A 16,268-nucleotide genomic window follows, 5' to 3' on the forward strand; every position below is an offset into this window, starting at 1 on the left:
ATTTTTCTTTTCCTGTTTTCCGGAGATGAAACAGGAAAAGAAAACAAATCAAAATTCAAAAAACAACTTTTATGACAAAACTGAAAGTAGGGCTGAGAGGATTAACTGTTCCTGAAAAAGTCCAGCAGGTTCGCCAGGTTATTACAGACATGACGGGCAACAGCAATTTCACAACGCCGAATCCTTCACTGGCAACCGTGACTGCCGCTGCAAACGATCTTGAAACGGCGTTCAACGCTGCGCAAATTGCCCGTGATGCAGCGAAAACAAAAACCGTGATCCAGAATGATAAAGAAGAACATCTCGATCTTCTTTTTTCGCAGTTGGGTGGTTACGTTCAAACCATGAGCAACGGAAATACAACCATCATCAACAGCGCAGGGTTCGACATCGCCATCACCCACGCACACATTGGTGAAATGCCTAAACCGCAAAATGTAAATGCCACCACCGGCGACAATCCCGGCGAAGTGGATTTGCATTGGGATCGCATTGCAGGTTGCAAAATTTATGAAATGGAATACACTTCCGATCCTGCAGGCCTCACCGGTTGGCTCCGCGCTGGCACCACTACGAAATCATCGTTCGCCGTGCAGAACCTGAACAGCGGAACAAAATTTCTTTTCCGCATCGCTGCTGTCGGCACAAAAGGACAAGGCCCGTGGAGCGACAGCGTAACGAAGATCGCTCCGTAAATTTCAATGGGTAGAAAAGGGAAAGCTGCTTCAGCAATGAGGCAGCTTTTTTATTTAATTTAAAATCATGAACCATAAATCAAACATAGCCCACCGATTAATCGGTGGGCTATGTCAGTCACTCCCCTTCTCTGTTCTGAATTCAGTTTTTATTGAACGTCAACTTTGAAAACTGCACTTCCGCTCGTTCCGGAAATTTTAAGCATGTAAAGTCCGGTTGCGAATCCTTCCACGTTCACAGGAATGATCATTCCTGATTTTGCATTCACCGTTTTCCTCATGATCAATGATCCCTGCATATCGAACAACTGCAACGTCATTTCTCCTCCTGAAATTCCTTTGAACTCCACATTGAATTTTCCATTCGCGGGATTCGGATAGACAGAAATATTTTCTGCAAATGGAATATTCTCCACTCCATCTACAATAATAATCTGGGTGGTGGTATCTGTTCCGCATCCGTTCGTAACGATGAGTGTTACCGTGTAGGTTCCCTGTGCGGCATAAACGTGCGTCGGACTTTGTGAAGTGGATGTTTGCGTATCACCGAAATCCCATGACCATGATGTTGCATTTGTTGACGCGTCAGTGAATGTAAGCGTCATCAATCCTGTTGCAGCATAAGTGAATGATGCTGTAGGCGGGCCTGCATTCACAGTTACAGCATAAGTTGCAGTAGAAATCGATCCGCATCCATCCGTTACCGTTACGGAATAAGTTGTGGTGGCTGCAGGAATTGCCCACACCGAATCATTTGTACCAAGTCCACTGCTCCACAGGAAAGAAAAATTTCCATCTCCGCCACTGACTGTTGCGACCAATAAAGTAGAATCTCCGGCACAAATAGAATTTATTCCTGAGATCATTGCATTCATTGGTGATGGCATATTTACATTGGCGCTGAATGTTGCTGTGCATCCTGCAAGTGTGTCTGTCACCGTCACAAAATATTGTGTGTTCACAGTTGGTGCAACAAATGCTGTATCACCTGTCGCTGTAAATCCTACCGGCACAGAGGTCCACGCGTACGTGTAAGGCCCCGGAGTTTGAATCTGCCAATCATAGAAATAATAATAAAATGCATTTCCGGCTGTGCTGGTGGTGATGGAGATGACGCCGGGAAGTGTGTAAGGATAATTTACACCGACATTATTTCTCCAGCACATGACCGACGCAACATTGTGTACGAGTTGCATTCCCGTTGCAGGCGTGAGTGCAAAATTCAAAGGAACATACGTGCGTTGATTCACATCAGCAGCAGTTGCAACAAACGTGACGGTGTTGAGAACAGCATTTGTATTGTCTTCGAGATCAATGATCACATTTCCTGCAGCGCCCGGATAAATATAAACTCCGGCAAGAGTGCAATTAGAAAACACATCGAAAATTAAATTGTTGACGGAAGCAGATTGATTTCCTCCGGCGGAATTATCAAACAATCCGACACTTTGCATCGGAAGATTTACAACGAGCGTATCGGGATTTCCGGAACAGATCACAGAATCAGAAACTGAAATTGAAAAAATTCCCATCGTATTCACTGTGACCATCACGCTGTCGGTAGCGCGACAACCTGTTCCTGCATCGAGCGCATTCACCGTGTAAGTAGTCGTGATCGTTGGTGTTGCCATTACACTTGTTCCAACAGAAGTGTTCAGCGTTGCGCCCGGCGACCAGGTGTATCCGTAATTCAGATCGGCGCTGCTCACGGTAAGATTTGTACTATCGCCATTGCAGAGAATTGCTGAAGTAGGAGAAACAGAAATTGCGACAGGTGTTGTTACAACGACTGTGAGTGGAGAACGCGGGCTTTCGCAACCATAATTAATCTGCCAGTCGTAAAAGAAATAATAAAATCCTCCACCCGCTGTGCTTGTGGTGATGGAAAGAATTCCAGGCAAGGTGTAAGGATAAGTTACGCCCACATTATTTCTCCAGCAATTCACCGAAGCAAAATTCCGAACGAGTTGCATTCCTGTTGCAGGAGTTAAACTGAAATTAAGCGGAACATAAGTCCGTTGACCAACATCAGCTGCAGTTGCAACAAAAGTTACTGTGTTGAGAATAGCATTTGTATTATCCTCAAGATCGATAATCACATTTCCGGCAGTAGCAGGATAAACATAAACGCCGGCGAGTGTGCAATTGGAAAGCACATCGAAGATCAGGTTGTTTGCAGAACCTGACATGGCTCCTCCTGCAGAATTATCATACAGGCCAACTCCATCGGTGATGCTTCCATTCGTGTTCGAAACATAAAATGTAGTTGTCGCTCCAACATTCGGAGAATAATTAGGACCCGTTGCAAGTGCAGTACCTCCACTTGCGGCAGCGTACCAATAGATCGTTCCACTTCCGCTCGCAGTGAGATTCACAACGCCCGGGCCGCAAACTGTATCATCAACAACAGTTGGTGATGTGACCGGAAAATAATTTACCGTGTCGACATTCGAAAGAAGAGAGCCACAGAATGAAACTTCGTAAAGTGTATTTGCTCCCGGAGTAGCGACATAAGAATTAGTTGTTGAACCCGGACCTGTTTCATTGCTCCATGTAATTCCACCATCGATTGAACTCATCCACTGAATTGTTCCTCCTGCAGAATAACCGGAGAGCGTTAATGTTGTAGAAGAACCTGCACACACTGAAGCAGGATTCGCCATCGCATTTCCTGCCATGTAACCGATATTCACAGTTACCATTGCATCGTTCGCCGGATTTCCATCGCCTGCAAGTGTAGTGTAAGAATCAAAAACATAATTTCCATTCGTCGTCATGTTGAAAGTTCCAACAGGAACAACAAGTGAAGATCCGGATGGAAGAGGATTATTTGCATTCAATGAATTATCGACAATGGTGTAGGTCAATGTCTGCGTAACTGCGCCGGAAATATTCACTGTCACCGTCACAGGATTCACAGAAAAATCAAGTGCAACTGCAGCAAAATTTTTCAGCGTTACTGTAACTTGTTCGGTGGAAGAATGACAACCACCGTTCAGAGGCGCAACGAGCAAAGTAATTCCTGCATCAAGAAGCAGTGGCGCAAATTCATCAGCGCCGATATCAGGAGTTGCAGAACGCGATTGATTGTCGATGTCGGTAGTCACCCATGTAATTCCAGTCATATTTCCTGTGTTATTCAAACCCACTGCAGTAACGTGAAGATCATTCGGTGAATTGAAACCAGGATCTATTGCAATTGAATTTGCATCCTGCGTCATTCCTGTTTGCCAGTTGGCAAGCGTTGCATAAGTCGTGGTCTGGCCAATTCCGGTATAACCATTCGCAGCATTATTTATGTAGAGATCATTGTAATTGGAAATAGATCCCGCGTTGCCAATTGCAGTTGTCGTAGGCGTTGCCATTGCAAAGTGAACAGCAACTCCTGTTTGCGTTCCTGTAAAATTTGCCAGCACATTATTTCTGGTATTGATGACCGGCCCGTTTGTTGCGCCACTTTCAAAACAGGTTCCGGAAATATTCGGTGATGACGAATTATCCATGCGCACGTTATTGAAATCAACATTTATCGTGCTGGTATTATTTCCACCACCTATAGACTGCACATAAATTCCGCGTACCGCGCGCGTAGCAGATGCAGCGCCTGTGTACGCGGTACCGACTGCGTAAACAAAATTGTTGAATACATTCACATTGTTGGCTCCGGCATTGGCGAGATTGGTACGAATGCCCGTCACATTCGCGGTAGAAAGTGTTCCGGTGTAATTGATATCGTGAACTTTGTTCATGAAAATATTATTGTTGCCCACTCCTGCATCGATCACAATTCCTTCTACAGTAGAAAATCCGGCATGAGAAACATTTCTCACTTCATTATTGTAAATGGAAACACCGCTTTGATTGTTTGCACGGATCCCGTAGCTCGCCGTTCCTCCTGTACCCGCACCGATGTCATTCGGAGTAGCTGCGCCAATGCTGTTGAATAGTGTTGGTGAAGAATTTCCGATCACACAATTCTGATCGGGAAATGCAGCATTTCCATTGAGATAAATTCCGGTGTAAACATTTGAAATATTCAGGTTGAGATAAATATTATTCGAATTAGCACCTGTTGCATTAGTCGGGACCGTGATCGCCTGCTGACTGATCCCGTAACAACCTACATTCGCACGGTTGAGTGTAACTGATATTCCCTGGAAATTATTATTCTGTGATCCTACTATTGCTGATGAATTGATCACTTGTAATCCACGATCAACAACTCCCGTAGAACTGCACGTGAGATTTAAATTCTGCAGCGTAACATGGTTCGCGCCCACGAGTGCGAGTATCGGTTCATTTGCGTTGCTGATCACATTATTTGCAGCAGCATTTCCGCAATTTCCATTGAGTGTTCCTTCCGATGAAATTGTTGAAGTTCCGGAAGCAGGCATCACAGTAATTGTATTTGCTGCAGAAGAACCGATGACAGGACCGAGCAGCATCGGGAAAAAATTATCTCCGTTGGCAGGAGTCACATCATAATTTGCATCAATGAGGGAAAGAATAACAGGTCCTGAAATTCCGCGGTGATTAATATCGGCGATCGCTTCACTGAGACTGAAATAATTTCCTGTGAGCCCCACCGTGTAAGTTCCTCCGGCAAGAACAGTTGGAACACCGGGTGTAAAACGAAAATTATGTGCAGGCCATTCATTAGCGGCATTGAGCATTCCATTGCTGGTAAAAGCAGATCCTGTTACGGCATCAAGATAATTTCCCGGGCCGCCTGCTCCTTCAATTCCTATAGAAGCAGATTCATTCGCTGCAGCAACACCGGGAACAAAAGCGCCATAACTGAATTCGATCACATTCGAAGTTTCATAAAGTGTTATTTGGAAATTCAAACGTTGAGTTGCTGTATTGAAATAGGAATAAGAATTTGTCCATTGAATGGTAAATGTCTGGCTGCCGGGAACGCCCTGCAACTGGTAAAGAATAGAATCGGACCAGATATTATCCCACCACGGTGCGAGAGAATTATTCGGCGCAGTGGCAACATATAAATTATTATTCGTTCCGGAGATGGACATGACCGGATCGAAAGAAGCAACACCGTTCGTATTCACGCCGATCGTTGTATAGTTTGTGCCGAGATAATTGAATGTAAATCCAATTGGTATGGCACTCTGCGCAACATCATCGCCGGTGGCTGTGGATAAAGTAGCAGCAGGCAAACTGATGGGAACATACGGTGCGTTGAAAGTGCTTCTTGTCATTGGCAATTGAGCAATGCCCATTTTGCAGAGAAGAAAAAAACAGGAAACGGCGATGAACTTTTTCATTGGAGGATTTTTTAAAGGAGAGTAAATATAGGACGAAGGAGAATAACATTCACGCCATGTTTATAATTGTGGGAGCGAATTTTTATATCAATAAAAGAGGGGCGGAATTGGATAAATCTACATAACTCTCAAATTCCTATTTCCGAATTTACACCAGGTTCTCAATCCACATACGTTGCATTTCGGATTTCTTGCAATGCAAACATAGCGCCCGTGAAGAATGAGCCAGTGATGAGCGATCGCGATCTTTTCACGCGGAATGAATTTCACTAATTGCATTTCTGTTTGCAGCGGATTTTTTGCGTTCGTGCTCAGGCCTATGCGTGCGCTCACACGGAACACATGCGTATCTACAGCAAGCGCAGGTTTATCATAAACAACAGAAGCAATAACATTTGCTGTTTTTCTTCCGACACCTGGAAGTTTTATAAGATCCTCCAATGTAGAAGGAACAATTCCGCTGAAATCTTTCAATAATGTTTGTGCCATTCCTACCAGGTGCTTTGCTTTATTGTTCGGGTAAGAAATACTTTTTATGTAAGTGAATACTTCAGCGGCTGAACTTGCTGCAAGCGTTTCTACATCCGGAAATCTTCTGAAGAGCGCAGGTGTTACCATATTCACACGCTTGTCCGTGCATTGCGCCGAAAGAATTACTGCAACCAGAAGTTGAAAAGGATCTTTGTAATGTAATTCCGTTTGCGCAACCGGCATATTTGTTTCGAACCAACGGATCACATGTTCGAATCTTTCTTTTTTATTCATAAAAAAATGATGAGGACGTTGCAAAAAAAAACCCTGCAATTTTCAGCAGGGTTTTTTTTCAGGTTTGAATGCTTAATTCAATTTCGTGCCGTTGGAATAATTCTCAGTTGCAAAAACATTTCCAGCAGAATCATAGAATGTCCACGTTCCGTTCTTTTCTCCATTTGCATTGTAAGAGCCGGTATAGTTGAGTTGGCCATTGTCGTGCCATCCTTTCCATGCGCCGGTTCTCACCTGGGATGCGTTGATCATTCCTTCTTCCGCTTTTTGTCCATTCGGATGATAATAAACTGCGGCGCCGCTTGCTTTGTCTACTTCGCTTGCAAGTTGACCGCTTGGATGCCAGGTTTTCCAATCACCAATGGCGGTTCCATTATTATCATAATGTTCTTCGGCGGAAAGTTGTCCGTTATCGAACCAATATTTCCATACGCCGATTTTGTAAACAGAAGCCATTTTATTTGCAACGACTTCTTTGCTGTCATTGGGAAGAATTCCGGGATCGGCATTGTATTGCCCTTCCTCGATTTTATTTCCATTGGGGCCTACAGCGACATGACTGTATTGTGCGAACGACCATAACGTTGCGCTCATAAAGATGGCCAGAGTAATTAGTTTTTTCATTTTCATTGTTTGCCTAATGAAGTTTAACAAACTTAGTTAATTGAAAGCAGAAAAGCAAAAATCAGCCCAAGTGAGGGTTTTAACAAAACGGATCACTTGATGAGCGATACGTGTCCTATGTACTTGTGTTTCTTATTCCAAACATCGGTGAGCTGAACTTTCCATACATATACATCTTCCTGGCATATAGTTCCACTCTTACCCTGCACTGTTCCATCCCATGCCTGGTTCATATCATTCGTCTGGAAAATAAGATTTCCCCAGCGGTCAAAGATCCAGATGTTGTAAGAGGTAATTCCGATTCCTGTTCCGTAGAATCCATCATTTATTCCGTCACCATTCGGTGTAAATGCATTTGGAATATAGAAAGTGAATTCCGGTTCTACAATCACTTCAAGTGACGTATCATCCGTACAGCCAAATTGATTATTCACCACCAGCGTTACTGTATAATTGCTTCCGTATTCCTGCGAATATTCGTAGCTCGGATTCTGCATGCTTGAAGTATCCGATAACGTAGTTCCGTCACCAAAATTCCATGACCATGCAACAGGATTACCTTGCGAGAGATCGGTGAAATTGATATTGGTATTAGTGACAGTTGTTGATGGAGGAGTAGCTGAAAAACTTGCAACAGGAACCGGATGCACTGTAATGTAATTCGGAATGTTCAACGTAGTTGCGCATCCACCATTAGACGTTGCAGTAAGTGTAACCGGATAAGTTCCGGGAGTGATGTAACAATGAGAAGGATTTTGTGTGAAACTATTCGGCGATCCATCTCCGAAATCCCACGTCCAACCAGTAATACTTCCTGAAGCAATCGTGGTCTGATCGAGGAAATTCACACAATGAACCGGGCATCCCTGCAAAGAATCTCCAATGAACTGAACATTCGGAATTGAAGCAGTAACAACAGGAAGAACAATGGTATCAATACATCCTGCAGTGTTGGTTACGATCAATGTCACCTGATAAGTTGTATCATTAGTATAAGTGTGAACAGGATTCTGCGTATTTCCCAATGGAGATCCATCGCCGAAATCCCACGACCAGTTTGTGATCGTTCCGGAATTTGGAATGGAAAGATCAGTGAGATTAGTCGGAGAATTTGCACAGACAACAACAGAACTGAAATTCGCTGTCGGCTGTGGATTCACAGTCACATTCTGATTTGTTGTAGTCTGACAACCATTGTTAGAAGTACAGGTGAGCGTCACCACATAAGAACCAGCAGTAGTATAGGCATAACTTGGATTCTGGAGATTGGAGGTATCGCTTGTAATTGCAGCAACACCAAAATTCCAGGACCAATTGGTGATCGATCCTGAAGCAATTGTTGATTGATCTGTAAAAGATGAATTCGTTCCAATGCAAACTGCAGGAGCGGTGAATTGAACTTGCGGGCCTGGCGCAACAGTGACAGATAAAGTTGCCGTATCAGAACACGGTCCCGGATTTGCAATGAGCGTGACTACATAAGTTCCTGCTGTTGCATAGGTGAAAGACGGGTTCTGTACATTGCTCGTATCGTTCGTTGCAACAGTTCCGAAATCCCAGAAATAGGAATTTCCATTTGCAGAAGTATTAGTGAACTGCATTGGAGAATTGGTGCAAACTGCAGTTGCGGTGAATGCTGCAATTGCGGATAGTCCAACTGATACATTCTGCGTGATAGTTTGCGGACATCCATTCGTAGTATTTACTGTCAATGTGATCGTATAATTTCCGGGAGCAGAAAAAGTGTGCGACGGATTTGAAAGCGCAGAAGTATTATTTGGACCTGAAGCAGGATCTCCAAAATTCCACGATGTACTGGTGATAGCATCTGGCGGAGCAACTGTTGATGTGCTGGTGAAATTGACCAGCTGTCCGCCACAAACCTGGTTGAATACGAATGCCGGGGTTGGTAACGGATTTACAATTACACTTTGAGTCAATGTAGAAGGGCAAGGATTTCCACCAACTGTGAGTGTAACATTATAAGTTCCTGCAGCTGTAAAAGTATGAGTAGCGTTTTGTGTATTGGCAGAATCATTTGCACCCGAAGGTGGATCTCCGAAATTCCAATTCCAGCTTGTAGGATTTGTAGATTGGTCCGTAAAATTCGTTGACTGTCCAACGCAAACAGTTGTACTGTTGAATGCCGCTAATCCTGCACTTCCCGGATTCACAATCTGGGTGATGGTATCCGCACAACCATTATTACTGGTTACAATTAAGGTCACGGTGTATTGACCCGGCGTTGTGTAAGTGTACGTCGGGCTGGCCACATTCGAGGTGTCGTTCGTTAGATTAGGATCTCCGAAATCCCAATAGTAATTCAATGATCCGTTGGAAATAGAACTGGTATTATTAAAAGTATAACTCATAGAACATGCCGGCGAAGTAGGATTGAAAGCAGCGGTCGGTTGGGCATAAACAAAAACATTTCGTGTCAGTGTTGTATGACAACCGGTAACGGAAGTCATGTCCACCGAATAAGATCCGGCGGAATTCACAGTAATTGCTTGCGTAGTTGCGCCCGTACTCCATAAATATGCCGTTGCACCCACCGGGGCTGTAAGTGTAATTGCACTTCCCTGGCATAAGGAATCACTCATTGCAATCGTATATGGAAAACAGGAAGCATCTATGTAGGCATAACCAAAATGTCCACCATAAATACAACCCGAAGCAGTAAACCGAACGGTTACAGTGCTTGCCATATATGCTGTGAGATCCACATTTACTGTATTCCAAGGCGAGTAATAAGTCCATGGATCTATAGCACTCGGAGTGAAGCCAGGTGTATTTCCTCCAGCAGCTTCAACATAATATTGAGCACATGGAATAAGATTATTCGATTGATCGAACATTTCAATTCGGAAATAGGGTTGCTCTCCTGCTGAGTGTCCTCCATCATTCAGAACTACTGCGTACGAATAAGTGAAACTTGTATTAGCAGCACCGACTGTAAAGGTTTGCTCCAACGCTTCACCCTGGTAATTCGCATATGTGTTTCCAAGACGAACTGAATAATTTCCACCTGGAAAAACGCAGGGAAATCCTCCGTACATATCATTTCCGGAAGCAGCAGAAACAATGGTATGTCGCGCATTCATATCGGAAAGCAGCGCATCCATTCCTGTTGTAAAAATTCCGGGATTAATATTCTGCAAAGGACCATTTGAACTTACCGTGTTGTCGCCAATGAATCCTGTCCACCCCGTAAAATTTCCGGTTTCAAAATCCATATTGGTACAAGGGGTCATCGCTACCTGGTTGGGAATGCGCATGGCAGCGAGATCAGTATTTTTTTGCGCGACAGGAAGCTCGTACTTGCGATCTACATAGGAGCGTTTGCATCTCACAATAAACGCAGTCGTCTCTCTTGCATTCAGACCCTTATCATGCGCTTTTGCAATCGCTCTGCTCAGATTAAATCCATCGAGCGAATCGCCGTAAATGGGATCGGAAACTGACTGGATATTGCTTTGTGCGTTTGCCTGCGCACTTGCATTTTCCGTGATCAGGAATCCGAAGAAAATTACTGTACTCCAAACAGCAATTTTCAGATTCGTGAAAATGTGTTTCATCTACTTTTCTGGTTAGGACGGAAAAAGTATTTTTTTTTTGAAAACGCAATTTAAGACAAAAACCCCATCAAGTCAAGCCCTATTTTGCCGACCAAGCTTACTTTTCAACAGATGAATGGTTAATTAGGCCGGTTTATTTGCCCAATCGATACCCTTTTTAAGCAAGGCAAGCGTCTTCTCTTCCTCTGATCCGTCTCCAGGAACAAAATTGTAGATCCACGATGCATTTTCTGGCAATGACATCAATATTGATTCCGTCCTGCCATCGGTCATCAACCCGAACTTTGTTCCTTTATCGTAAACCAGGTTGAATTCCACATAACGTCCGCGGCGAATCAATTGCCATTTCTTTTCCTTCTCCCCGTATTTTTTTGTTCGGTTCCTGCGGATGATCTCGACGTAAGTTTGCGAAAATATATTTCCAACAGCCATTACGAATTCGAATAGATCTTCTTTACTTCTATCCGCGAGGCGATCGAAAAATATTCCTCCTATTCCACGCGTTTCATTCCGGTGTTTGATAAAAAAATATTCATCGGCGTTTTTTCTGAAGCACGGATAAAATTTTGCGTCGAATTTGTCGCAGACCTTTTTCAATTGACGGTGAAAAAAAACAGCATCATCTTCTACAACATAGATCGGCGTAAGATCTATTCCTCCGCCGAACCACCAGGTTCCATCCGCAAGTTCAAAATAGCGTACATTCATGTGAATGATCGGAACCATCGGGCTTGACGGATGAATGACAATGGAAACTCCGGTTGCGAAAAAATTTTTATCATTCACTTTCAATGCATGCATGATCTTTTCGGGAAGTTCTCCGTGCACTGCAGAAAAATTCACACCGCCTTTTTCAATAATGGCTCCATACTGAATGACCTTTGTAATCCCTCCGCCTCCGCCATCGCGCTCCCAATTCTCAGAAGAAAATTCCGCACCACCATCTTCTTTTTTAAGATCGGTACAGATCGCAGATTGTAATTCGCGAAATGCAGAAGAAACAGAATCTTTTGTGATCATAATTTCATTGAATGCGATGCAAACGGTATTCACTCACTTTCACAATCCGGACTCCTTTATTTTCATAACCGCTTTCGGGATCACTGCGATAGAAAGAAAAATCCTGCTGGATTCCGCTGCCTTTCAATTCGGGTGCCTTCGCATAAAAATCAGTTCCGTAAGTATAGAGCGAATGAAGAAAAAATAAAGTGACGTCGTATCCTGCATAAGCATAAGGAGCCGGATCAGAGTGAAAACAACTTTCATAACTGGCAATGAATTTTTTTACCACCATGTTTGAATCGTAATCAACAAAATACGGAGCCGCGTAATGAAACTGTAATTTCTCAAGATATTCAGGATCCATATTGTCAAACGTCATCCATGTGCTTGTACCGAAGAGCATGATCGGATAATCATCGGCAAGTCCATTGATGAGACGAACCAGATCAGTAACGTATGCCTGGTTGTTAGAAGTAATAACAATAACATTCATTTTATCTTTTTTCATCATTCCCTGTAGTGCTGCAAATCCTTTAGCTATACGCACACTGTCTTTCTCATCGGGAAAAAGCAATTTATTAGCCATGGAATAAAATGCATTTCCGGCAGCCGCTTCTTTAGGAATTCCGGAATTGAAGAGAATGATATTATCGGTTTTATTATTCGCGGCAATATAAACGGCCAACTGTTCCATTTGCGTGGAAATACTAGGAAGTGTTTTTATTGCTTCCGGCTGATGAAAGATCACGCGATTAGCAGGAGAAACCGGTGACACGATGGCCACATGATGTTCTTTTGCCCATTGGGAAACCGGGAAAAAAGATGCAGGGCTCAGCGGACCAATTATGAGATCCATTCCGGAAAATTCACTTCTGCCGAGAATCGTTTTCACTTTTTCAGAATCCGCATCGTCCACATCATACACATGCAGATCAATGATCATCCCGGTTTTTTTCATGGAATCGAGCGCGAGTAAAGCTCCTTCGTAAAACTGAACGGCTGCAAGCGCTTTGGGAGGAAAATCTTTTTGCCCATTGGTAATTGCATCTACATCGAGATTATCTGCATTCCATCCCTGAAAAGGCAACATCATCGCCACCTGGTATGCATCTTTTTTCTTCAGCGTGAAAGAAGTATCAGAACCAACATTGCTATTAACCACATTGCTAATTGCAACCGAATTTCCGCTTTTAGAAGGGATCTTTAATTCTTCACCAATTCTCAATCCATTCTTCGCGTCGGGATTCAGTTTCAGAATTTCATCCTGGGAAATATTATACTTCAACGCAATGCTGTATAACGTTTGTCCGGCTTCCACTTTGTGAATGAAAAATCCGGTATCCGCTGCCGGAGGTTTTGTTGTATTCACCACCTGTTTCTGCGCGGGAATGCGCAATACCTGCCCGGGTTTTATTCCATTGAGCGCATCCGGATTTTCAACGAGCACATCATTCACAGTAAGATCATAGGTTTTTGCAATGGCATAAAGCGTCTGGCCTTTCTCAACCGTATGCAGGTAATATTTTTTTCCATCAATGATCTCTGTCTTTGTTGATTTTTTTATTCCGCCATCTTTATTCTTCTGCGCGAATGAAAAATTCACCAGCATCACCAGCATCACAGTGAGTAAACTGCGTGTAGTAAAAAAAATATTTTTTTCAGCGGTCATTGACACCTCAGCAAATTAGCACATTATTCCCACTCGATGGTTGCCGGAGGTTTCGAACTGATATCGTACACCACGCGGTTTATTCCTTTCACTTTATTGATGATCTCATTACTCATTTTTCCTAAAAACTCATAAGGAAGATGGCACCAGTCGGCCGTCATTCCATCGGTGGAAGTTACCGCGCGCAACGCGATCGCATTCTCGTACGTGCGCTCGTCGCCCATTACGCCTACGCTCTGCACAGGAAGAAGTATCACTCCCGCCTGCCACACCGAACGGTAAAGCCCGTGTTTTTTCAATCCTTCAATGAATATATGATCTGCTTCCTGCAATATGCGTACCTTTTCTTCTGTGACGTCGCCAAGAATGCGAATGCCGAGTCCGGGCCCTGGAAAAGGATGACGATGCAGAATATTATGTTCTAAACCAAGCGCATCGCCCACTCTTCTCACTTCATCTTTAAAAAGCAAACGCAGCGGTTCTACAATTTGCATTTTCATTGTATCGGGTAATCCTCCAACGTTGTGATGCGATTTGATAGTTTGCGATGGGCCACCCACAGAAACTGATTCGATCACATCGGGATAAATGGTTCCCTGTCCCAGCCATTTTACATCTTTTATCGCGTGTGCTTCTGTATCAAAAACTTCAATGAAAACGCGTCCGATTATTTTTCTTTTTTTCTCCGGATCTTTTTCTCCTTCGAGTTCCGAGTAAAATCTTTTTTTCGCGTCCACACCTTTTACATTCAGCCCCATGTGCTGGTAGGAATCAAGCACGGAAGTAAATTCATCTTTCCTCAGTAAACCATTATCAACAAAAATGCAAAAGAGATTTTTTCCAATGGCTTTATGCAGCAGTAACGCGGCAACAGAAGAATCAACTCCACCCGAAAGTCCCATGACCACTTTATCATTACCAATTTTCTTTTTCAACTCTTCAACCGTGTCATTAATAAAACTTCCCGGCGTCCAGTCCTGTTTGCAGCGACAGATTCCAACAACAAAATTTTTCAGCAAGGCAGGGCCTTCGGTGGAATGATAAACTTCCGGATGAAACTGAATTCCCCAGGTTTCTTCTCCTTCAATGGCATAACCGGCATAAGTAACATCACTGGTGCTTGCAATTACTTTGAATGAAGCTGGAATTTTTGTGATCGTATCGGCATGCGACATCCACACCTGTGAATTATGAGAAACTCCTCTGAAAAGGCGATCCACATCATCCACATGCGCGAGATTTGCACGGCCATACTCGCGATGTTTCGAGGGCAACACTTCTCCTCCATTCTGCGACGCGAGTAATTGAGCTCCGTAACAAATACCCAGCACAGGAATTTTTTTTCGGTAAGCAGAAATATCAGGGTTCGGCGCATTTACATCGCGCACCGAGAACGGGCTCCCGGAAAGAATAACACCTTTCACCGATGAATTTATAGCAGGAACTTTATTGTAAGGATGAATTTCACAGTAAACATTCAGCTCACGCACACGACGCGCGATGAGTTGTGTGTATTGCGATCCGAAATCGAGGATCAGAATTTTTTCATGCATATCCGGCAAAGATAGTTGGGAGAGCGGAGTTGTGAGTTGGAAGAGGAAATTTTGTTGGTAAATCTGTAATCATCCCGGTGTCTTCCAATTATTCTAAATTAGCGTACTGAACAAACCTAAAGTTTCCCAATGAAAAAATTTTTACTCGCAGGCGCACTGTTGATCTCCTTCAGCTTTTATGCACAGAATCTCGTTCTCAATCCCGGTTTTGAAGACACACTCGCTTGTCCGAATTCAGTTAGCCAACTGAATTATGCAGCTAATTGGATCACCGACGTGAACACCCCCGATTATTATAACACGTGCGACGAGCCCGGGCAGGTGGGCGTTCCTGTGAGCGCACGCGGATACCAGCCCGCGCGAACGGGAAATGCATTTGCCGGTGAGGTGAATTATTACACTTCGCAGGTTGATTATCGCGAAATGTTTCATCAGCAACTTTCATCTCCGCTTGTCGCCGGTGTAGTTTACAATGTGGGAATGTATGTGATCATGAATGAAGATCATGCGATGTGGGCGGTGGATGGAAATCTCGGGATTTATATTTCAAATACTCCCATCAATTCGCTTACACCATTTGCCTACACTCCACAAATTGCGAATGCGCCGGGAAATGTGCTCAACGATTCGCTTAACTGGACCGCGATCTCCGGAACCTACACAGCTGTGGGTGGAGAACAATACATCACCATTGGAAGTTTCATTCACGACAGCCAGCTTACTATTATCAATCGCGGTGGAAGTTATCCTTTCACTTCTTATGCCATTGACGATGTGTGGGTGATTCCTGATTCGCTTATGCTTTCCGTAAAAAATCCTCTGCCGGAAATAAATGTGAGTGTTTATCCTGATCCGGTTGCGGACGTTCTGAATGTGACGATGAAAAATTCTCCGTCATCTCAACTCCTTCTTTACAATTCGCTCGGCGAGATCATGCTGCAGAAAAAAATACAGGCCGGTAAAAATTCCATTGATGTTTCAGCGTTTGCGAATGGAATTTATTTTGTGAACGTCAGTGACGGAGAAAATTCTGTGAATAAAATGATTGTGGTGCAACACTGAAAAATTACAAATAGCGGCTCCCGATTTTTTTACCT

The 16,268-nt window shown here is 43.6% G+C and carries 9 protein-coding genes; 2 read left to right on the forward strand and 7 right to left on the reverse strand.

Translation table 11 applies throughout. The annotated features are described in order from the left end of the window. The first annotated feature begins 71 nt into the window (after window positions 1-71). Window positions 72-695 (forward strand): fibronectin type III domain-containing protein, encoded by a 624-nt coding sequence (locus HY064_02985; GenBank protein MBI3509601.1) that lies wholly within the window; start codon window positions 72-74, stop codon window positions 693-695. A gap of 149 nt (window positions 696-844) precedes the next feature. Here the strand turns inward: HY064_02985 and HY064_02990 are convergent, their stop codons facing one another. From HY064_02990 to guaA, 7 genes are all read right to left on the reverse strand, one after another. Then, entirely contained in the window at window positions 845-5,980 is a 5,136-nt protein-coding gene (locus HY064_02990; protein ID MBI3509602.1) for a PKD domain-containing protein, read from the reverse strand. Between the two features lie 117 nt (window positions 5,981-6,097). Beyond that, window positions 6,098-6,745: an endonuclease III gene (gene nth / locus HY064_02995; protein ID MBI3509603.1), complete on the reverse strand. Its 648-nt coding sequence runs from the start codon at window positions 6,743-6,745 to the stop codon at window positions 6,098-6,100. A 72-nt stretch (window positions 6,746-6,817) separates the two neighbouring features. Then, window positions 6,818-7,369 carry a hypothetical protein gene (locus tag HY064_03000; GenBank protein ID MBI3509604.1) on the reverse strand — a complete coding sequence of 184 codons (552 nt, stop codon included), beginning with the start codon at window positions 7,367-7,369 and terminating at the stop codon, window positions 6,818-6,820. Window positions 7,370-7,461: 92 nt separating this feature from the next. Continuing rightward, window positions 7,462-10,947 (reverse strand): PKD domain-containing protein, encoded by a 3,486-nt coding sequence (locus HY064_03005; protein MBI3509605.1) that lies wholly within the window; start codon window positions 10,945-10,947, stop codon window positions 7,462-7,464. 123 nt (window positions 10,948-11,070) lie between these two features. Further along, complete coding sequence (gene hemF, locus HY064_03010; protein MBI3509606.1) at window positions 11,071-11,967, reverse strand: oxygen-dependent coproporphyrinogen oxidase; 897 nt, start codon at window positions 11,965-11,967, stop codon at window positions 11,071-11,073. 4 nt (window positions 11,968-11,971) lie between these two features. Beyond that, window positions 11,972-13,618, reverse strand: coding sequence for a LysM peptidoglycan-binding domain-containing protein (locus HY064_03015; protein MBI3509607.1), 1,647 nt, complete (start codon window positions 13,616-13,618; stop codon window positions 11,972-11,974). A gap of 23 nt (window positions 13,619-13,641) precedes the next feature. Then, window positions 13,642-15,171: a glutamine-hydrolyzing GMP synthase gene (gene guaA / locus HY064_03020; protein MBI3509608.1), complete on the reverse strand. Its 1,530-nt coding sequence runs from the start codon at window positions 15,169-15,171 to the stop codon at window positions 13,642-13,644. Between the two features lie 129 nt (window positions 15,172-15,300). On the opposite strand from guaA, the gene HY064_03025 reads away from it, so the two are divergent. Then, window positions 15,301-16,233 carry a T9SS type A sorting domain-containing protein gene (locus tag HY064_03025; protein MBI3509609.1) on the forward strand — a complete coding sequence of 311 codons (933 nt, stop codon included), beginning with the start codon at window positions 15,301-15,303 and terminating at the stop codon, window positions 16,231-16,233. Window positions 16,234-16,268: the final 35 nt, after the last annotated feature.

It is taken from the genome of Bacteroidota bacterium, assembly GCA_016194975.1.
Lineage (GTDB): Bacteria > Bacteroidota > Bacteroidia > Palsa-965 > Palsa-965.